Source organism: Janthinobacterium sp. GW822-FHT07H10 (assembly GCF_058798675.1).
This window is the reverse complement of the sequence record NZ_JBXAKS010000003.1, coordinates 324,033-344,371: the sequence shown is the minus strand read 5'-3', so window position 1 is coordinate 344,371 and position 20,339 is coordinate 324,033. Positions and strand designations below refer to the sequence as shown.

18 protein-coding genes are annotated in these 20,339 nt (G+C 63.8%); 12 read left to right on the top strand and 6 right to left on the bottom strand.

What is annotated here, in order from left to right; genetic code table 11:
- Nucleotides 1-40: 40 nt before the first annotated feature.
- The 7 genes from AC1RDJ_RS09325 (at nt 41) to AC1RDJ_RS09295 (ending at nt 7,207) form a co-directional block, all read left to right on the top strand.
- Nucleotides 41-1,066, top strand: coding sequence for a LacI family DNA-binding transcriptional regulator (locus AC1RDJ_RS09325; RefSeq protein ID WP_493027271.1), 1,026 nt, complete (start codon nt 41-43; stop codon nt 1,064-1,066).
- Nucleotides 1,066-2,553, top strand: a complete 1,488-nt coding sequence (locus tag AC1RDJ_RS09320; protein WP_493027270.1) for a sugar ABC transporter ATP-binding protein — start codon at nt 1,066-1,068, stop codon at nt 2,551-2,553. Before AC1RDJ_RS09325 ends, AC1RDJ_RS09320 begins: the two co-directional genes overlap by 1 nt.
- Nucleotides 2,534-3,559 (top strand): ABC transporter permease, encoded by a 1,026-nt coding sequence (locus AC1RDJ_RS09315; protein WP_071325790.1) that lies wholly within the window; start codon nt 2,534-2,536, stop codon nt 3,557-3,559. Before AC1RDJ_RS09320 ends, AC1RDJ_RS09315 begins: the two co-directional genes overlap by 20 nt.
- A gap of 61 nt (nt 3,560-3,620) precedes the next feature.
- Nucleotides 3,621-4,592, top strand: a complete 972-nt coding sequence (locus AC1RDJ_RS09310; protein ID WP_071325789.1) for a substrate-binding domain-containing protein — start codon at nt 3,621-3,623, stop codon at nt 4,590-4,592.
- A 79-nt stretch (nt 4,593-4,671) separates the two neighbouring features.
- Nucleotides 4,672-5,724, top strand: coding sequence for a sugar phosphate isomerase/epimerase family protein (locus AC1RDJ_RS09305; protein WP_493027269.1), 1,053 nt, complete (start codon nt 4,672-4,674; stop codon nt 5,722-5,724).
- A gap of 9 nt (nt 5,725-5,733) precedes the next feature.
- Nucleotides 5,734-6,882, top strand: a complete 1,149-nt coding sequence (locus AC1RDJ_RS09300; protein ID WP_493027268.1) for a Gfo/Idh/MocA family protein — start codon at nt 5,734-5,736, stop codon at nt 6,880-6,882.
- A gap of 16 nt (nt 6,883-6,898) precedes the next feature.
- Nucleotides 6,899-7,207: a 2Fe-2S iron-sulfur cluster-binding protein gene (locus tag AC1RDJ_RS09295; RefSeq protein WP_071325786.1), complete on the top strand. Its 309-nt coding sequence runs from the start codon at nt 6,899-6,901 to the stop codon at nt 7,205-7,207.
- 1 nt (nt 7,208) lies between these two features.
- On the opposite strand, the gene AC1RDJ_RS09290 is transcribed toward AC1RDJ_RS09295, so the two are convergent.
- Complete coding sequence (locus tag AC1RDJ_RS09290) at nt 7,209-7,520, bottom strand: hypothetical protein (RefSeq protein WP_071325785.1); 312 nt, start codon at nt 7,518-7,520, stop codon at nt 7,209-7,211.
- Nucleotides 7,521-7,622: 102 nt separating this feature from the next.
- Between AC1RDJ_RS09290 and AC1RDJ_RS09285 the strand changes: the two genes are divergently transcribed.
- Complete coding sequence (locus AC1RDJ_RS09285; protein WP_071325784.1) at nt 7,623-7,892, top strand: MoaD/ThiS family protein; 270 nt, start codon at nt 7,623-7,625, stop codon at nt 7,890-7,892.
- 4 nt (nt 7,893-7,896) lie between these two features.
- A complete protein-coding gene (locus tag AC1RDJ_RS09280) occupies nt 7,897-9,003 on the top strand; it encodes a WD40/YVTN/BNR-like repeat-containing protein (protein WP_071325783.1) in 1,107 nt (368 codons plus the stop codon).
- Here the strand turns inward: AC1RDJ_RS09280 and AC1RDJ_RS09275 are convergent.
- Entirely contained in the window at nt 8,976-9,599 is a 624-nt protein-coding gene (locus AC1RDJ_RS09275) for a TetR/AcrR family transcriptional regulator (RefSeq protein WP_071325782.1), read from the bottom strand. The genes AC1RDJ_RS09280 and AC1RDJ_RS09275 overlap by 28 nt on opposite strands.
- 169 nt (nt 9,600-9,768) lie before the next feature.
- Between AC1RDJ_RS09275 and AC1RDJ_RS09270 the strand changes: the two genes are divergently transcribed.
- Nucleotides 9,769-10,812: an MBL fold metallo-hydrolase gene (locus tag AC1RDJ_RS09270; protein WP_071325781.1), complete on the top strand. Its 1,044-nt coding sequence runs from the start codon at nt 9,769-9,771 to the stop codon at nt 10,810-10,812.
- A 7-nt stretch (nt 10,813-10,819) separates the two neighbouring features.
- Here the strand turns inward: AC1RDJ_RS09270 and AC1RDJ_RS09265 are convergent, their stop codons facing one another.
- Entirely contained in the window at nt 10,820-11,152 is a 333-nt protein-coding gene (locus AC1RDJ_RS09265) for a hypothetical protein (RefSeq protein WP_071326757.1), read from the bottom strand.
- 448 nt (nt 11,153-11,600) lie between these two features.
- Between AC1RDJ_RS09265 and AC1RDJ_RS09260 the strand changes: the two genes are divergently transcribed.
- Nucleotides 11,601-12,611, top strand: a complete 1,011-nt coding sequence (locus tag AC1RDJ_RS09260) for a substrate-binding domain-containing protein (protein WP_071325780.1) — start codon at nt 11,601-11,603, stop codon at nt 12,609-12,611.
- A 52-nt stretch (nt 12,612-12,663) separates the two neighbouring features.
- Here AC1RDJ_RS09260 and AC1RDJ_RS09255 read toward each other — a convergent pair whose 3' ends face one another.
- Entirely contained in the window at nt 12,664-16,260 is a 3,597-nt protein-coding gene (locus AC1RDJ_RS09255; protein WP_493027267.1) for an indolepyruvate ferredoxin oxidoreductase family protein, read from the bottom strand.
- A gap of 194 nt (nt 16,261-16,454) precedes the next feature.
- Nucleotides 16,455-17,396: a LysR substrate-binding domain-containing protein gene (locus tag AC1RDJ_RS09250; RefSeq protein WP_071325778.1), complete on the bottom strand. Its 942-nt coding sequence runs from the start codon at nt 17,394-17,396 to the stop codon at nt 16,455-16,457.
- Nucleotides 17,397-17,578: 182 nt separating this feature from the next.
- Between AC1RDJ_RS09250 and AC1RDJ_RS09245 the strand changes: the two genes are divergently transcribed.
- Complete coding sequence (locus tag AC1RDJ_RS09245; protein WP_071325777.1) at nt 17,579-18,805, top strand: HD-GYP domain-containing protein; 1,227 nt, start codon at nt 17,579-17,581, stop codon at nt 18,803-18,805.
- A 5-nt stretch (nt 18,806-18,810) separates the two neighbouring features.
- Here the strand turns inward: AC1RDJ_RS09245 and AC1RDJ_RS09240 are convergent, their stop codons facing one another.
- Nucleotides 18,811-19,857 carry a GGDEF domain-containing protein gene (locus AC1RDJ_RS09240; RefSeq protein ID WP_071325776.1) on the bottom strand — a complete coding sequence of 349 codons (1,047 nt, stop codon included), beginning with the start codon at nt 19,855-19,857 and terminating at the stop codon, nt 18,811-18,813.
- Nucleotides 19,858-20,339 lie beyond the last annotated feature (482 nt).

Genomic DNA, 20,339 nt, shown 5'->3' with positions numbered 1-20,339 from the left:
GCATATAAATGTAATCGATTACATTTTATTCAAAACCGTCATGTCAGCAGCCGTTCCATCATCTTTGCCCACAGAAACCGTCTCCATCAGCGCCGTTGCCGCGCATGCGGGCGTGTCGGTGGCCACCGTCTCGCGCGTCATGAACGAGCAGAGCGGCGTGCGGGCGCCCACGCGCGCGAAGGTGCTGGCGTCCGTGGCGGCCCTCGGCTACCGCATGAACCACCTGGCGCGCAGCCTGCGCACGGCCGAGAGCCGCATGCTGCTGACCATGGTGCCCGACGTGGGCAACCCGTTTTATGCGCAGATCGTGCGCGGCATCGACACGGTGGCGCGCGAGCACGGCTATTTCGTGCTGCTGTGCGACACGGGCGCCGACGCGGGCCGCGAGCGCTCGTATTTCGACTTGCTGCGCATGCACCGTGCCGATGGCGCCATCTGCCTCGATCCGGACACGGTGCAGCATGCCTTGTCGCATGAGTCGGTGAGCCTGCCATGGGTGGCGTGCTGCGAATTCGATCCCGGCGTGGCCGTGCCGTATGTGGGCATCGACAACCACCGCGCCGCCTCGGACGCCGTCGCGCATTTGCTGTCGCGCGGCCACACGCGCATCGGCCTGATCAATTCGGACGAGCGCTACCTGTATGCGCGGCAACGCCAGCAAGGCTACCTCGACACCCTGGCCGCCGCCGGCCTGCCGGTGCAGCCGCAGTGGGTGCACACGGTGCAAAGCCTCGATTACGCAGCGGGCACGCAGGCGACGCTGGAAATGATGGCCGGGCCCGATGCGCCGACGGCCATCTTTGCCGTCTCCGACACCCTGGCCATCGGCGTGCTCAGCGCGCTGCGCCAGTTGCACAAGCGCGTGCCGGAAGACGTGGCCGTCATCGGCTTCGACGATATCGCCATCGCCGCGCAGATGGCGCCGGGCCTGACCACCATCGCGCAGCCGATGCGCGAGCTGGGCGAGACGGCGGCGCGCCTGCTGCTGCAACGCTTGGCGGATCCGGCGGCCAATGTGCCGGGCGTGCTGCTGCAACATCGATTAATTCTGCGAGGGAGTGCATAGTGAGCGTTGCCGTCGGTTTCGAGGGGGTCTGCAAGGATTTCGGCCCCGTGCGCGTGCTGCATGGCGTCAGTTTCAGCCTGGCGCCAGGGCGCGTGTATGGTTTGCTGGGCGAAAACGGCGCCGGCAAGTCGACCCTGATGAAAATCCTTGCCGGCTATGAAGCCGCGAGCGAAGGCCAGCTGCTGATCGATGGCCAGCCCCAGCGTTTTGCCAGCTCGCGCGCCGCCGAAGCGGCCGGCATCGTGCTGATCCACCAGGAATTCAACCTGGCCGAGCACCTGACGGTGGCGCAGAACATGTTCCTCAGCCACGAGAAAACGAAGGGCTGGCTGCTCGACGAGGCGTCCATGCGCGAGCAGGCAGCGCGCTACCTGAAACAGGTGGGCCTGGACGTGTCGCCCGATACGAAGATCCGCGACCTCATCGTGGCCGAGAAGCAACTGGTGGAAATCGCCAAGGCCCTGTCGCGCCGCGCCCGCTTCCTGATCATGGACGAGCCGACGGCCACGCTGACGTCGTTGGAAACCCAGCGCCTGTTCGCCGTGATGGCGCAGCTGAAGGCCGACGGCGTGACCATCCTCTATATTTCCCACAAGCTCGATGAAGTGGAGCGCAATACGGACGAGGTCATCGTCATGCGCGACGGGCGTTTCGTCACGCGCGAGCCGACGGCCAGCCTCACGCGCCAGCAGATGGCGAACCTGATGGTGGGGCGCGAATTGTCCGACATGTTCCCGGCCAAAGTGGCGCTGGCACCCGACGCGCCCGTGCTCCTGAAAGTCGATGGGCTCAGCGTGCCGGGCTGGTCCAAAAACCTGTCGTTCGAGGTGCGCGCCGGCGAAGTGCTGGGCTTTGCGGGCCTGGTGGGCGCGGGGCGCACGGAATCGTTCGAGGCGCTGCTGGGCTTGCGTGCGCGCAGCGCGGGCATGATCCAGCTCAATGGCCAGCCCGTCGATATCCGCAGCCCCAGGCAAGCGATGCAGCACGGCATGACCTACCTGAGCGAAGACCGCAAGGGAAAAGGCTTGCACGTGCACCTGGGCTTGCGCGAAAACCTCACCATGATGACGATGGAGCGCTATGCGCGGCCGTGGCTCGATGTGGCAGGGGAAAAGGCGGCGCTGGCCAGGGCGGTGCTGGATTTCAATATCCGCACGGGCGACCTTGACAGCCGCGCGCGCATGCTGTCCGGCGGCAACCAGCAAAAGCTGGCGCTGGCGAAATACCTGCATTCGGACCCGCGCGTCGTCGTGCTCGATGAACCGAGCCGCGGCGTGGACGTGGGCGCCAAGCGCGACATTTACTTTCTGATCCACCGCCTGGCCGCCGAAGGGCGCGCCGTGATCGTGATTTCCTCGGAATTGATCGAATTGATCGGCCTGTGCCACCGCGTGGCGGTGATGCGCGCCGGCACCTTGCAGGCTACCCTGGCCGCTGACCACCTGACTGAAGAGGAGTTGATTGCCCATGCAACCGGCACGCACTGACACCACCGTATCCACCGGCGCCACCGGTGCCAGCATCGCCAGACTGGGCGCGCGCATCAAGGGTTTCGGCCCCGTGCTGGGCTTGCTGGCCCTGTGCATCGCGGGCACCTTGCTCAACGGCGACTTCGCCACCCTCGACAACCTGATGAACGTGCTCACGCGCACGGCCTTCATCGGCATCATCGCCGTCGGCATGACCTTCGTCATCATCTCGGGCGGCATCGACTTATCGGTGGGCTCGATGGCGGCCCTGATCGCCGGCTGCATGATTTACTTCATGAACGCGCTGGCGCAAGGCGCGGGGGGCAACCTGGCGCCGATCACCATGCTGGTGCTGGGCATTGCCATGGCCCTGGTATTGGGCGCCGGCTTCGGCCTGATGCATGGCTTGTTGATCAGCAAGGGCAATATCGAGCCGTTCATCGTCACCCTGGGCACGCTCGGCATCTTCCGCGCCGTGCTCACCTACCTAGCCGACGGCGGCGCGCTGACCCTGGACGCCACCCTGTCCGAGCTGTACAGCCCCGTGTATTACACGAGCGTGCTGGGCGCGCCGATACCGATCTGGATCTTTTTATTCGTCGCGGCGGCCGGCGCCATCATCCTCAACCGCACGACCTTTGGCCGCCACGTGCAGGCGATTGGTTCCAACGAGCAAGTGGCGCGCTATGCGGCCATCAACGTCGACAAGGTGAAGATCGCCACCTACATGCTCTTGGGCATCTGCGTGGGCATCGCCACCGTGCTGTACGTGCCGCGCCTGGGCTCGGCCACGCCGACGACGGGCTTGCTGTGGGAACTCGAGGCCATCGCCGCCGTCGTCGTCGGCGGCACGGCCCTGAAGGGCGGCGAGGGGCGCATCGTCGGCACCGTGATCGGCGCCATTTTATTGTCCGTGATCAGCAATATCCTGAATTTGACCAGCATCATCAGTGTCTACCTGAATGCCGCAGTGCAAGGCGTGGTGATCATCGCCGTCGCCTTCCTGCAGCGAGGCCGCAAATAAAAATACGGCGGCGTTCTGAAAGGGCAGCCAACGGGCGCCCACAACCTTGGAGGAGAGCAGCATGAAGAGCTTTATACGGGTAGCAGGGATGGCAGTGCTGGTGATGCAGGCGTGGGCGCTGCCGAGTGCGCAGGCGGCGGCGCCTGCGGACAAGCTGGTCGTCGGCGTGGCCATTCCCACGGCCACGCACAGTTTTACCTCGGGCATCGTGTGGTGGGCGAACCAGGCCAAGGCGGAGCTGGAAAAAGCCCATCCCGGCGTGAAGATCATCGTCAAGACGGCCGCCACGGCGCCCGAGCAGGCGAACCAGCTGCAGGACATGTTGACGGTGAACAAGATCAACACCCTGGTCATCTTCCCCATCGAGTCGGCCTCGCTGACGCAGCCCGTCGCGCAGGTGAAGAACAAGGGCGTGTATGTGACCGTGGTGGACCGTGGCTTGACGAATACGCAGTCGCAGGATGCCTACATCGCGGGCGACAACACGGCCTTCGGCAAGCTGCCGGCCGAGTACCTGGCGAAAAGCCTGAATGGCAAGGGCAATATCGTCGTGCTGCGCGGCATGCCGACCACGCTCGACAACGAGCGCTTCGACGCATTTTCCGGCGTGATGAAGGGCCATCCCGAGATCAAGGTGCTCGATGCCAAGTACGGCAACTGGAACCGCGACGATGCCTTCAAGGTCATGCAGGATTACCTGACCCGCTTCAAGCACATCGACGCCGTCTGGGCCGCCGATGACGACATGGCCATCGGCGTGCAGAAAGCCATCGCGCAGGCCAAGCGCACGGACATCAAGCAAGTGTTCGGCGGCGCGGGTGCGAAAGGCGCCGTGAAGAAGATCATGGACGGTTCCGACCCGCAGATCGTGGCCGATGTATCCTATTCGCCGAAGTTCATGTACGACGCCATCAAGCTGACGACGGAAGCACGGCTGAAAGGTGAAAAATTGCCGGCCAACACCATCATCCCGTCGGTGCTGATCACGCGCGAGAACGCCAAGCAGTTTTACTTTCCGAACTCGCCTTTTTAACGACACCCCACAACAAGGGCCGGGGTCGTATCCTCAGGGTACGATCCCGGGTTTCGGTTTGGGTTAACAGGACATTGACATGAAAACCATCCAGGGCCCGGCCATCTTCCTGGCCCAGTTTCTCGGCGACGAGCCGCCGTTCGACTCGCTCGAGCACCTGGCGCAATGGGCGGCCGGCCTGGGCTACAAGGGCTTGCAGCTGCCGACGGCGCCGCGCCTGTTTGATCTGCAACAAGCGGCCGCCAGCCAGCAGTATTGCGACGACGTGGTGGCCCTGCTGGCGCGCCATGGCTTGCAGGTGACGGAATTGTCGACGCACTTGCAGGGCCAGCTGATCGCCGTGCATCCCGCCTACGACGCGCTGTTCGACGGCTTTGCGCCCGAGCAGGTGCGCGGCGACAGCGCGGCCCGCACGGCCTGGGCCACGCAGCAGCTGCTGTGGGCGGCCACCGCCTCGCAGCGCCTGGGGCTCAAGGCGCATGTGACGTTTTCCGGCGCCCTGGCCTGGCCCTACCTGTACCCGTGGCCGCAGCGCCCGGCCGGCCTGGTGGAAACGGCATTTGCCGAGCTGGCGAAACGCTGGCTGCCCATCCTCGACGCCTTCGACGCGGCCGGCGTGGACCTCTGCTATGAACTGCATCCGGGCGAGGACTTGCACGACGGCGTGACCTTCGAGCGTTTCCTGGCCGCCGTCGACGACCATCCGCGCGCGTCCATCCTGTACGACCCCAGCCACTTCGTGCTGCAGCAGCTCGACTACCTGGCCTTCATCGACATCTACCATGCGCGCATCAAGGCGTTCCATGTCAAGGATGCGGAATTCCGGCCGAACGGGCGCCAGGGCGTGTATGGCGGCTATGGCGACTGGCAGGACCGGGCCGGGCGCTTCCGCTCGCTGGGCGACGGGCAGATCGACTTCAAGGCGATTTTCTCGAAGATGGCGCAATACGATTTTCCCGGCTGGGCCGTGCTGGAGTGGGAATGCTGCCTGAAGCATCCCGAGGATGGCGCGGCCGAGGGCGCGCGCTTCATCCGCGAACACATCATCCATGTGGCCGAGCACGCGTTCGACGATTTCGCCGGCAGCGCGGTTGACCAGGATCAAATTCATCACTTGCTTGGCTTGAAATAAGGAGACGACATGCAGCGACGCTTACGGCTGGGCATGGTAGGGGGCGGGCAGGGCGCGTTCATCGGCGCCGTGCACCGCATCGCGGCGCGCATCGACGACCAGTACGAGCTGGTGGCGGGCGCCCTGTCGTCGGACCCGCTGCGCGCGCGGGACAGCGGCGCCGCGCTGCACCTGGCGCCGGAGCGTTGCTACAGCGATTACCGCGCCATGGCGCAGATGGAGGCCGCGCGCGCGGACGGCATCGAGGCCGTGGCCATCGTCACGCCCAACCATTTGCACGCGCCCGTCGCCACGGCCTTCCTGGAAGCGGGCATCCACGTGATCTGCGACAAGCCGCTCGGCATTGCGCTGGCGGAAGGCCAGGCGCTGGCGGCGCTGGCGCAGCAGAAAAACCTGCTGTTCGCGCTCACGCATACCTACAGCGGCTATCCGCTGCTGCGCCATGCGAAAGCCATGGTCGAGGCGGGCGAGATCGGCGAACTGCGCCTCGTGCAGGTGGAATACTCGCAGGATTGGCTGGCCGACGCCATCGCGGCGGGCGGCATGAACGACGGCAACTGGCATAACGACCCGCAGAAGGCGGGGCCGGGCGGTGTGCTGCTCGACGTGGGGCTGCACGCGTATCACCTGGCGCAATTCGTCAGCGGCTTGACGCCGCATGCCGTGCTGGCGGAATTGTCGACCTTTGTACCGCACCGCACCTTGGACGACCACGTGCAGGTGATGCTGCGCTATGCGAACGGGGCAAAAGGTACCCTGTGGGCCAGCCAGGTGGCGACCGGCTGCGAAAACACGGTGCGACTGCGCCTGTTCGGCAGCAAGGCGCAGCTGGACTTCGACCAGGAACAGCCGAATGCACTGTGGTTCACGCCGCAGGGCGGCAACCGCCAGCTGCTGCGTCCGGGCCGCGTCGACAGCGCCGCGGCGCGCCACGCCACGCGCGTGCCGGCCGGCCATCCGGAAGGCTACCTGGAAGCGTTTGCCCAGCTGTACCTGGATGCGGCCCTGCGCATCCGCGCCCTGCAAGCGGGCTTGCCCGTGCCGGAAGCGGCCCGCTGGCTGCCGACGGTGACCGATGGCGTGGCCGGCCTGGCCTTTGCCGAGGCCGTGCTGCGCAGCCATGCGGATGGCGCCCGCTGGACGACCCTGGCAAGCTGACTGCTACACTGGCGCCATGAGCGCACCGTTGACCGTCACCACCTTTACTATCACCATCGTCCCGCAGGGCTGGCAATTCACGGCCGAGGCGGGAACGACTCTGCTGGCCGCCGCCGAGCTGGCCGGCATCCGCCTGCTCAGTTCCTGCCGCAACGGTACCTGCCGCACCTGTCTCTGCCATATGCCGGCGGGCCAGGTGCGCTACACGGTGGACTGGCCCGGCATCAGCCCCGATGAACGGCTCGACGGCTACATCCTGCCTTGCGTGGCCGTGGCGGAAAGCGACCTCACCCTGCAGGCGCGCGCCGTGCGCACGGGCCATTAACTCAGGACGGCTTGCCGCCCTTGAGGCGTTGCAGCAGCGCTTCCACGCTGTCGCTGACGGGCAAGCCGTGGCGGCGCAGCAGCTGCACGTGCAAGACCAGGTTTTCCAGCACCAGCTTGGCCGCCACGGCCAGCAGGGCCAGGTTGCGGTCTTCCGGGCTGAAACTTTCCATGGCGTCGGCCATCTCGCACAGGTGGTTGGCGATCAGCCCGCGCAATTCCTGCTCGTCGAACGGCAGGTCGGCAAAATCGATGGGATCGGCCACTTCCACTTCCTGCATCAGCACCGCTAGTTCTTCCGGGGTAATCGTCATGCCTGGCCTCCTTGTGTGCGTGGCCCTATTTTAGGCCATGCACCATTGTATCGTCGGCAAAGCGGACTAGAATGAGGGCTGGCCGACGACGTCAAGGACAGCATGGCGCAGCTGCATTTCACCCGGCAACTGGCACGTTTCCTGGACGTTCCCACCGTGCAGGTGGCCGCGCCACGGCTGCGCGCCGCCCTCGATGCGGCGTTTGCGCAGCAGCCGCGCCTGCGTGGCTATGTGCTCGACGAGCAGGGGGCCTTGCGTCCGAATGTGGTGATCTTCATCGATGGCGCGCGCTGCCGCGAGCGGCGCGTGCTTGACGACGCCTTGCTGCCCGACAGCCAGGTGTATATCTTGCAGGCACTTTCCGGAGGTTGACGCCATGACAGGAGTCCCGCAACGCGCGTATCTCGGCACCCGCAAGGGCCTGTTCCAGTTCGATGTCGATGCGGCCGGCGCCTGGCAGCTGGCGCTGGTGCAGTTTGCCGGCGACCCCGTCTCCATGCTGTTGCACGATGGCCGCGACGGCACCCTGTATGCGGCCCTGAACCTCGGCCATTTCGGCGCCAAGCTGCACCGCCTGGATGCCGGCGGCGGGGCGTGGCGCGAAATCGCCGTGCCCGCCTATCCCGCCAAGCCCACAGACAGCAGCGACACGGTGGACTGGACCTTGCGGCAGATCTGGTCGCTGGCGGCCGGCGGGGCCGACCAGCCCGGCGTCTTGTGGGCGGGCACCTTGCCGGGCGGCCTGTTCCGCTCAGGCGACCGCGGCGACAGCTGGCAACTGGTGGACGCGCTGTGGAACGTGCCGCAGCGGGCCGAATGGTTTGGCGGCGGTTACGACGTGCCCGGCATCCACAGCATCTGCGTCGATCCGCGCGACAGCAACAAGGTGCTGGTCGGCGTGTCCTGCGGCGGCGTCTGGCAAACGGTCGATGGCGGCGCCAGCTGGGCCTTGAGCGCGACGGGCATGCGCGCCGACTACATGCCGCCCGAGCTCGATGAAAACGAGGCCGTGCAAGACCCGCACCGCATCGTGCGCAGCGCCGGCGCGCCGGAGGTGCTGTGGTGCCAGCACCATAACGGCATCTGGCGCTCGCAGGACGGGGGCTGGCACTGGCAGGAAGTGACGACGGCGCCGCTGTCGCATTTCGGCTTTGCCGTGGCCGTGCATCCGCGCGATGGCGACACGGCCTGGTTCGTGCCGGCACAGGCGGACGTGCTGCGCATCCCGCTCGACGGCGCGCTGGCCGTCACGCGCACGCGCGATGGCGGGAAGACCTTCGACGTCTTGCGCGCGGGATTGCCGCAGCAGCATTGCTACGACCTGGTGTACCGCCACGGGCTGGCGCTGGCCGACGATGGGCGCAGCCTGCTGATGGCGTCGACCACGGGCGGCGCCTGGTATTCGGGCGATGGCGGCGAACACTGGCAGACGCTGTCTGCCCACTTGCCGCCCGTCTATGCCGTCTGTTTTGCCACGCCGTAGTAGCACAGGAAGATATCGACGGCCAGCTCCGTCACTTCGTGCCGGCGTGCCGGACCCAGCAGAGGCTCACCCAGGGTGATCTGTGGCCAGAAGGCAAAGGTCTTCAGTGGCGACATCAGCAGGTGGGCCACTTCCAGCGTCTCGCCGGCCTTGATGCGCCCGTCCTGCTGCGCCGCGCGGATCCAGATATTCAGGCCCGTTTCCTTTTCATTCAGGCGCGTCACCATCGCTTGCGCGCGCGCAGGCGAGTGGATGGTTTCGCCAAAGATCACGCGCGCCAGGTCGATGAAGGCCGGATCGCACAGCAAGTCCATTTTCTGCTCGACCAATGCCAGCACCTGCGGCCGCAGCGGCTGGTCGGCAACATAGGGCACGGCAGGCTGGGCCATGCTGCTTTCCCACATGCGCTGCAGGATTTCCGCGAACAGCTCGTCCTTGCTGGGGAAGTGGTTGTACACGGTGCGCTTGGAAACGGCGGCCGTGGCGGCGATCTTGTCCATGCTGGTCGCATCAAAACCGTGCTCGCGGAACTCGGCGATGGCTGCATCGACGATGGCGACGCGCTTGCGGTCGGTGAGGCGTTGCGGTGAGGCCATGGCGGGAAATCTCCTTTGAAAACAATATTTTACACCTCCTGGTTTACTTTGCTTGAAATAGGAACTACACTGTGTAGTGTAATTTAATCCTTGTATTTTATTGACCGGGCCGCATATGCACTTGCATCGAGTCGTACGTCGTCTCTTCTTCCTGGGAGTCCTGATCATCATGAGTTCTTGCACCTTGCGCGCCGAGCCTGCGGCGCTAGCTGAATCACCGCAACGCCACGAAGGCAAATTCCGCAATCCCGTGCAAATGCATAAGCTGGGCACGGCAGCAACCCTCAAGCTGATGTGGACATTTTTCTTTGACAAGCCGGACAGCACGGTGCCGGCCGCGGCCGTGCCCGTGCAAGCGCTGACCCGGGCGCAGCTGCTGGCGGCGCCCGACAACAGCTTGTTTCGCCTCGGCCATTCGACCCTGCTGTTGAAACTCAACAACGAGTTCTTCCTCACCGATCCCGTCTTTTCCGAGCGCGCCTCGCCCGTGCAGTGGGCGGGGCCGAAGCGCTTCCACCAGCCGCCGATCAGCATCGCCGACTTGCCGCCGATCAAGGCGGTCATCCTGTCGCACGACCATTACGACCACCTCGACCATGCCGCCGTGCTGCAGCTGGCTGCCAAGACGGAGCACTTCGTGACGCCGCTGGGCGTGGGCGATACCCTGGTGTCCTGGGGCGTGCCGGCAGCCAAGGTGCGGCAATTCGACTGGTGGCAGGGGACGACGATTGCCGGTGTGAAACTGGTCGCCACGCCATCGCAGCATTTCTCGGGACGCGGCTTGTTTGACGGCAACCAGACTCTGTGGGCGTCGTGGGTCATCGACGCGCCGGACGTGCGCGTGTTTTTCAGCGGCGATTCCGGCTATTTCGACGGCTTCAAGCAGATCGGCGACAAGTACGGCCCGTTCGACGTGACCATGATCGAGACGGGCGCCTATGACAAACTGTGGCCGGACGTGCACATGCAGCCCGAGCAGACCCTGCAGGCGCACCTGGACTTGCGCGGCAAGTGGCTGATGCCCGTGCACAACGGCACGTTTGACCTGGGTCTGCATGCATGGCATGAGCCGTTCGACCGCATCACGGGACTGGCGGCCAAGCAGGGCGTCAATCTGGCCACGCCGCAGATGGGCGAGGCGGTCGACCTGGCGCGGCCGAAGAAGGGCGAAAAATGGTGGCTGGCGATGCTGGAAGAGGAGATGGCGCGCTAGGCCAGCCTTACGCCGTCACGTCGATCAGGCGTCCCAGCGTCTGGCCATAGCTGTTCAGCTGCGGCGCGCTTTTCGGTGCGGCGGGGACCGCTTGCTGCGGCACGGCCACCTTGATCGCCTGCTCCAGTTGCGGCGCCTTCACGGCGGCCGGGGCGCTGGCCTCGGCTTGCTGGCTGCTGCGCTGCGTCTGGCTCAGCGATTCCTGTTCCCGCGCCAGCAGCTGGCGGCTTTGCGCCAGCTGTTCGCTGTCGCGCTGCACCTGGTTCTGGCCCTGCTCGACCCTGCGCTGCGCCGTGGCCAGCGAGGCTTGCAAATTGTTGACGGACGTTAGCGTGACCACATTGTTCACCTTTGAAAGTATGCCCAAGCGTGTGCAGAAGAGACGGGGGAGTCCAGGCCGATGTACTGCGCCAGGCACAACATGCCAAGCAGTAATCTTTACCTGAATCAAGAGTAGGACAAATTCTCGCACACTTCCAGTAAATTATGTTTTCTTGATAATTTTTTCGCGCGCGCCTGGCGTTGCCGAACTGATATGCGCGAGCTGGCGGCGCTGTTGTTAAAGTGAGTACACGCTTCTGTCGGGGTGTATTGCCTGCCTGCCATGGCTGATGTCGGACTGCGCAGAGGATACGCGTGATCACATTTAAAACATTGCTTTTTAAATAGTCAATGTGTTGTTGTTTTTCTACCATGGCGGCGCACGCGAATGCGCGGCCTGTTTGGCGCTCTGGGCTATAATTGACGGTCAGAGTTGGTTTCTTTTGCCATACAGACAGGTAGTTAACATGAATCTCAAGAGCCTCGCAATTGCCCTCGGCATGTCGAAAACGACAGTCAGCAGGGCGTTGAACGGCTATCCGGAAGTCAATTCCCGCACCCGTGAAATCGTCCTCGCCGCCGCCAAGAAAGTCGGCTACCGGCCCAACCCGCTGGCGCGCAGCCTGGCCGTCGGCCGCACCAATGTCCTGGGCATGATCTATCCGCTGCTGCCCAGCGATCTGGGCGACAGCGTCTTCCTTTCCGTGGTGAATGGCATGTCGGACGCGGTCGAAGCGTCAAAGATGAGCCTCATCATCGCCCCCGTGTCGCCGCAAAACGAACAGCCGTCATATGAAACCATGGTGCGCGGGCGCCAGGTCGATGGCTTGGTGGTGGGGCGCACCAAGGTGATCGACGAGCGCATCGCCTACCTGACGAAGGTGGGCTTTCCCTTTGTCGCGAATGGCCGCACGCGCATCGACGCGCCGTACGCGTATTTTGACTACGACAACGACACGGGCATCGACCTGGCCGTGTCTTTCCTGGTGGCCCATGGGCATCAGCGCATCGCCCTGCTGAGCGCGCCGCTGGATTTGCATTTCGCGCTGGAACGCAAGGAAAGCTTTATCCGCTGCATGGCGCAGGCGGGCTTGCAGGCCGATCCGAATTATTTGCTCGACAATAGCCTCGACCGCCGCAGCGGCTATCAAGCCATGCAGCAATTGCTGGCCTGCTCGCCGCGTCCCACGGCCGTCATCGTCGACAACCATTTGTCCGGCGTGGGCGTGGTGCGCGCGCTGATGGACGCCGGCATCGAAATCGGCAAGGAAATCTCCGTCATCGTCTGGGGCAATGTGGAAGACACCTTGATCGGCATCAACGTCACCACCATCGACCAGCCTGACTTGCGCCGCGCCGGCGCCAAGATGGTCGAAATGCTGCAATCCTTGCTGGCCGGCACGCCGCCGGAACGGTTGCAGGAAATCTGGCAACCGGTGCTGTTGCCGGGAGCGACCGTGGGGCGCTGTCCGGATTGACAAAAAAAACGCAGAGCCGAGGCTCTGCGTTTTGTCTTCAAGCTCCGCTGGCTTATGCCACGTGCTTCGTTCCATCGGCCAGTACGGCCAGCAATCTCGCCTTGTCCTGGCGATACGTGGCGACGGCCGCTTCCTTGACGTGGCCGAAGCCGCGGATTTTCTCGGGCAGCGATGCCAGTTCCACGCAGGTGCCGAGGTTCTCCGCCGTCAGGTTCACCAGCAGGCCCGCCAGCAGTTCGCGGTACTCGACGATCAGCGCGCGCTCCATCTTGCGCTCGGCGGTATAGCCGAAGACGTCGAAGGTGCCGCCCCTTAAACCCTTGGCTTTCGCCAGCAGCTTGAAGGCGCGCCACATCCAGGAACCGAACTCCGCTTTCACGAGGTGGCCTTTCGCATCCTTTTTCGCGAACAGCGGTGGCGCCAGGTTGAACTTGACGGAGAAATTGCCCTCGAACTGCTGCTGCAGTTGCTCGACAAAGCGGCCATCCGTGTACAGGCGCGCCACTTCGTATTCATCCTTGTAGGCCAGCAACTTGAAGTAGTTCTTGGCCACGGCTGTCGACAGTTTCTGGCCCAGTCCCAGGGTGTTTTCGCGGTCGCGCACCTGTTTCACCAGGGTGGCATAACCATCCGCATACGCGGCGTTCTGGTAGGCGGTGAGGAACTCCACGCGCTTCTTGATCACGCTATCCAGGCTCTGCGGCATTTGCACGATGATGGCTTGCGACGGCGTGGCGATCTGCGTCACACGGCGCACGTCGACGGCGGCGCGGCGGCCCCACAGGAAGCTTTTCTTGTTCGACTCGATGCCCACGCCATTGAGCTCGATGGCGCGCAGCAAGGCCGCTTCCGTCAGCGGGATGCGGCCCTTTTGCCAGGCGTAGCCGAGCATGAACAGGTTGGCGGCGATGGAGTCGCCCATCAGCGCGGTGGCCAGTTTGGTGGCGTCGATGAAGTCGGCCGCGTCGGCGCCGCCCACGGATTCCTCGATCAGCTGGCGCACTTCCGCCGTCGGATATTGCCAGTCGGCATTTTGCGCAAACGTGCCCGGCGGCTGCTCGTGCAGGTTGACGACGGCCAGGCTGCGGCCCGGACGCATCTTCGACACGGCATCCTGCGCGCCGGCCGTCAGCATGTCGCAGCCCAGTATCAGGTCCGCTTCGCCCGTGGCGATGCGCTGGGCGCGGATGTGCGCCGGGGACTGGGCGATCTTCACGTGCGAAGTGACGGAGCCGTTCTTTTGCGACATGCCCGTCATGTCCAGCACGGAGGCGCCCTTGCCTTCCAGGTGGGCCGCCATGCCCATCAGCGCGCCGACCGTGATCACGCCCGTGCCGCCGATGCCGTTGATGAGGATATTGTACGGTGCGTCGCAGCCGGGCAGGACCGGTTCCGGCAGCGGGCCGAAGTTGTCCGTCTCGCCCGTTTTGCTCGCGCCCGTCCTGGTTTTTTTCAGGCTGCCGCCTTCGACGGTGACGAAGCTGGGGCAAAAGCCCTTGGCGCACGAGTAATCCTTGTTGCACGAGGATTGGTCGATGGTGCGCTTGCGGCCAAATTCCGTCTCTTTCGGCAAGATCGACACGCAGTTCGACTGCACGCCGCAGTCGCCGCAGCCTTCGCAGACGGCGTCGTTGATGACCATGCGCTTCGGCAAGTCGGGATACTCGCCTTTCTTGCGACGCCGGCGTTTCTCGGCCGCGCAGGTCTGGTCGTAGATCAGCACGGACACGCCTGTTACCTCGCGCAATTCGCGTTGCACGGCATCCATGTCCTTGCGATCGTGCAAGGTCAGGTGGGCGGGCAGATTGCTGCAGTCGCTATAGCGCGACAAGTCTTCCGTCACCAGCGCGATGCGGGCGATGCCTTCGGCGGCTACCTGCTGCGCCATCATGGGCACGGTGATGAGGCCGTCCACGGGCTGGCCGCCCGTCATGGCGACGGCGTCGTTGTACAGGATTTTATAGGTGATGTTCACCTTGGCCGCCTGCGCGGCGCGGATGGCCAGGTAGCCGGAATGGAAATACGTGCCGTCGCCCAGGTTCTGGAACACGTGCGGCAATTCGGAAAACGCGGCCTGGCCTATCCACGGCGCGCCTTCGCCGCCCATGTGCGTGGTCAGCTTGTTCATTTCCGGATAGATCGAGGTGGCCATCACATGGCAGCCGATGCCGGCCAGCGCCAGGCTGCCGTCGGGCACCTTGGTCGAGGTGTTGTGCGGGCAACCCGAGCAATAGAACGCGGGACGGAACGGCGTGTTCACGGCCTTCTTCAGCACGGCGTCCTTGGCGTCAAGGAAGCTCAGTCGCGCCTTGATCAGGTCGCAGGTGACGGGGTCGGAAATCAGGCGCGCGATGCGGCTGGCGATGACCCTGGCCACTTGCGAGACGGAAAAGTCGGCCTTGGACGTCAGCAGCCATTCGCCGCGCGGCGCCACCCATTCGCCTTTTTCGTCGAACTTGCCGATGACCTTGGGACGCACGTCGTCGCGCCAGTTGTACAGCTGTTCCTTGAGCTGGTATTCGACGATTTGCCGCTTCTCTTCTACCACGAGGATTTCATCGAGACCTTGCGCAAACTCACGCACGCTGTCCGGCTCCAGCGGCCATGGCATGGCCACCTTGAACAGGCGCATGCCGACGTCGGCCGCCATCTGCTCGTCGATGCCCAGCTCTTCCAGCGCTTCAAGCACGTCCAGGTACGATTTGCCGGACGCGATGATGCCCAGCTTGGCGTTCGGGCTGTCGATGGTGGTGTGGTTGAGCTTGTTTTCGCGCGCGTAGGCCAGGGCCGCATAGATTTTGTAGTCCTGCATCAGCGCTTCCTGGTTGCGCGCCTGCTGGCCCAGCGGGATGCTCGACAGGCGCGCGTTCAGGCCGCCTTCGGGCATGATGAAATCGTGCGGAATCTTCACTTCCACGCGGAACGGGTCGGCATCGACGGACGCCGACGATTCGACCGTGTCGGCCAGGGCCTTGAAGGCCACCGTGCAGCCGGAAAAGCGCGACATGGCCCAGCCGTGGATGCCCAGGTCCAGGTATTCCTGCACATTGCATGGGTACAAGACGGGGATCATCGAAGCCGAGAACAGATGGTCGGACTGGTGCGGCAGGGTCGACGAGTAGGCGCCATGGTCGTCGCCGGCCACCAGCAGCACGCCGCCCAGTTTCGCCGTGCCCGCATGGTTCATGTGCTTGAAGACATCGCCGCAGCGGTCCACGCCCGGGCCCTTGCCGTACCACATGGCGAATACGCCGTCGTACTTGGCCGGGCCGATCAGGTCCACCTGTTGCGAACCCCAGACGGCCGTGGCGGCCAAGTCTTCGTTGACGCCGGGCACGAACTGCACGTGGTGCGCTTCCAGCTGTTTCTTGGCTTTCCACAGGTTTTCGTCGAGGCCGCCCAGCGGCGAGCCGCGGTAGCCCGAGATGAACCCGGCCGTGTTCAGTCCGGCGGCCTGGTCGCGCAGGCGCTGCATCATGGGCAGGCGCACGAGGGCCTGGATGCCGGACAGGAAGATGGCGCCGGAAGTGGCCGTGTATTTGTCGTCGAGGCTGACGGTGGTCAAACGGGAAGGTTCAGGCGGTGTAGATGGCGCGGCACCGGCGTTTCTAGCGAACGCTGCGGAGCCGTTTTCCGTGGTCACGGACATGGCTGTCTCCAAAATGGTGTTTCAGATAGCGGCTGTACAAGGGGCGCGCCCGGTAAGGCGCGCGCTGTGCAGACGGGATTGCCGCGTGTGGGCGGCACATGACTACTTTAAATTTAAAATAGTTAATGTGGTCAGTGTAGAACGGCGGGCAGGAAGGGGCAAATACGCTTTGCCGATGGGGGTATAAGAAAAACTTATGTCGTGGGCGAGAGCATGTGGGCGCCCACCCATTGGCCGCTGTCGCACAGCTCGGCAGCCACTTGCAGCACCAGGTGTTTCACGGCCGCCCCCGCATTCGTCAGCGGGATGTTTTTCGAGGCGCACAGGGCTACCGTGCGCGACAGGGCGGGGCTGTGGATGGCGTAGCTGCGCATGGCGCCGCTTTCCAGCTCGGCCAGCAGCGGCGCGGCCGGCAGGATGGTGGCGCCCATGCCGGCCAGGATGGCCGATTTCAGGATGGCGATCGAGTTGATCTCGATGATGTTGGCCGCCGCCAGGCCCGCGTCGCGCGCGCGGCTGTCGATGCGCGGGCGCACGCCATGCTGCAGGCCCGGCAGGATCAACGTCGCGGCCAGCGCCTGCTGGAATGCGATGTCCTTGCCGGCGGGCGCGAACGGCGAATCGCTGCGGCAGATGAAGCGCATTTCCTCTTCCACCAGCGGGCTGCAGGCGAACGGCGTCAGCTGCCCATCGTCGAACAGCACGGCCAGGTTGATGCGGCCCGATTTCAGCTGCTCGTTCAGGTTGCCCGTGATTTCTTCCGTCAGCTGCAAGGTGATCTCGGGATAGCGTTCGCGCGCGGCCAGCAGCAGCGGCAGGGCCAGGGCGCCGGAGATGCTGTGCGGCAAACCCAAGGTGACGTTGCCGGACGGCCGCGTGGCGCTTTGCGTGACGGCCGAGCGGGCGTCGGCCACCTGTTTCAGGATCGCCTGCGCATGTTCGTAGAACACCTTGCCCGCATCGGTGCTGAGCACGCCCTGGGCCGAGCGGTGCAGCAGCTGCACGCCCAGTTCCTCTTCCAGCTGGCGCAGCTGCTGCGTCAGGGCCGGCTGCGCCACGTGCAGGATGAGGGCCGCGCGCGACAGGGAACCGTGGTCGACGATGGCAACAAAGTAGCGTAATTGGCGCAGTTCCATGCTTGGTTGCTTCCAGAAGCGTAGCGTGCGCCATTGCCCGGCAAGCGCGCCGGCAACAGTGCTGTGATGAAAGAAAACAGGCGCTGCCACCCCCGCGCCGAACGCGGCCAGCAGCATGACAAGTTTGTTATACTCATTCTAGCGCCTCCGGTGCTCCAGCCGTTTATTTGTGGGATGAAAGCATGCTCAAGAAAGTCGATTCCGCGCAATTGAAAGTGGGCATGTACATCCATGACCTCAGTTGCGACTGGATGACGCATCCGTTCGTGCGCAACCGCTTCCTGTTGCGCAGCGAAGACGAGATCCGCAAGATCGTGCAAGCCGGCATCCACGACGTGGTGATCGACAGCGGCAAGGGTCTCGACGTGGAGGATGCGCCCACGCTGGCGCAAGCCCATGCGGAGACGGAACGGGCGCTGGTGCAGATCGCCACGGCGCCGCAAGTGGTCACGCGCGTGTCGCTGGGCATGGAGCTGGCGCGCGCCACGCAAGTGCGGCGGCAGGCGTCGAGCCTGGTGCGCACGGTGATGGCCGACGTGCGCCTGGGCAAGGCCGTCGAGATCGACCGCGTGCAGCATACCGTGCAAGATATCACCGAATCGATCCTGCGCAATCCCGGCGCCCTCGTCGGCTTGTTGCGCATCAAGAGCAAGGATGATTACACCTTTTTGCATTCCGTCAGCGTGTGCGCGCTGCTGGTGGCGTTTTGCCGTTCGCGCGGCCTGGAAGCGGCTACCACGCACCAGGCCGGCCTGGGCGGCTTGCTGCACGACACGGGCAAGGCGCTGGTGCCCGACAGCGTGCTGAACAAGCCCGGCCCCCTCACGCCGGAAGAGTTTGCCCAGATCAAGCGCCATCCGCGCGACGGCTACGAGATCCTGCGCCAGTCGCCCGAGGTGGGCCCGATTCCGCTCGACATCACCTTGCACCACCACGAACGGCGCGACGGCAGCGGCTATCCGGACCAGCTGGCCGGCGACGCCATCAGCGAACTGGCGCAGATGGCTGCCATCGTCGACGTGTATGACGCGCTGACGTCGGACCGCAGCTACCACAGGGGCATTCCGGCGGCCGAAGCCTTGCGCAAGATCTATGAGTGGAGCAAATTCCATTTCAACCCCGTGTTCGCGCAGGATTTCATGCGTTGCGTGGGCATCTATCCGGTGGGCACCATGGTGATGCTGGAATCGGGCCGCCTGGCCGTCGTCATCGAGGCGCACGAAAGCAATCTGCTGGCGCCGAAGGTGAATGTGTTTTTCAGTACGAAGAGCAAGACCTACATCAAGCCCGAGACGGTCGACCTGTCGCGCGGCTTCGGCTTTGGTGGCGCCGACAAGATCGTCGGCCATGAGTCGGCCGCCAAGTGGCAGGTCGATCCCATGCGCTTTTTATCGCTGGCGGACGCCTGACCTAATTAAAAGAATTCCGCCGTATCGTTCGAGGTCACCGTGGTCAACATGCCCTTGGCCACCAATTCGTCATAGTGGCAGGCCAGGTTGCGGCCATGGCTCTTGGCGTAATACAGGGCCTGGTCGGCGCGGCCGAGGATGATGACGGGCGCCTCGAAGGCGCTGATGCTGACGAAGCCCACGCTGACGGTGACCCTGCCCACTTGCGGGAAGTCGTGCGCCTCGACGTTGGTGCGGAAGCGGTCGATGATTTTCTGCGCATTTTCCAGCGTGATCGAGCGCAGCAGCACGACGAATTCCTCGCCGCCGAAACGGAAGATGCGGTCTTGCGAACGGAACGACGATTGCAGCTGGTTGGCGATGAGGATCAGCACTTCATCGCCGTACAGGTGGCCGAACTTGTCGTTGACCAGTTTGAAGTGGTCGACGTCGATCACGGCCAGCCATTGCCGCTCGGTATCCGTGTGGTGGCGCCGCTCCGCATCGACGGGCAGCGGCTTGTCCGATTCCGGTTCGCCGCGGCTTTGCAGGATTTTCGCCAGCTGGTCGTCGAAGGTTTTGCGATTGAGCAAACCGGTGAGCGAATCGCGCTCGCTGTAGTCGAGCAGGTTCTGGAAATTGCGGTAGACGCTGACGATGCCGCCGATCACCTGGATGGTGGCGCCTGTGTATGGCGTGGGATTGGTGATTTCCAGGCAGGTGGTGACCTGGTCGCCGATCCAGATGGGCAGCCACAGCAGGTGGCGGCCATCGGCGCACAGGGTGTCGGCGCTGGCCTCGTGGCGCGCGATGCAGGCGGCCAGGGCCGGGTAGTCGGACAGCGGTTCGCCGGGCAGGGTGGGATCGTTATGCTCTTCCATGCGGGCAACGCTGCCCGCCACGATGATGGCCCGCGACCGCACGAACACCTGGCCACGCACGGTGGTCAGTGCCAGCACACGGGTCTGCGACGCGGAAGCGAGTTCCTGGACGGCCGAGATCACGGAGATGTCGAGCATCGTGTGATCGCGGTGCCCTGTCATGTCCACCATGTGTTTCAGTAGGGAATCCATTGTCGTTCTCTGGAAAGTAATCACACAAGATTCTTCATACCAACATTGCGTCAAGCAATTCGCGTCCGTCTACAAGAAGCCTAGTTTATTTGGCGGCATGACACGCTGCGCAATAACCAACAATCAACTTGGCTCGACGTCGCAGTGTCGCGCCTCTTGTCGTCAGTCGCTGCCGGGCGATCGGCCTTTCCAAAGAAGAGCTAAGCAGGATAATGTCTTTTTGCCTAATAGGCAATTAACGTATGCAATATTTCATGCAAATTCATGAGATTGCTGCATGGCGTTGTAAAAAACTTGCTTTGACGACGGTTGCTGATCCCCGTCGCAATATTTATCAAGATCCGCGCCGATACAGGCGCCATTTGATAATTTCCACATGGAAACTTGTGGTGCGTCAATTTGCCAAAATGCGTGCGCTTTATAGTTACTCTAATGGCGCAGAAATTTACGGCAGGAAACATATTAGCAGGAAAGGGCAATGT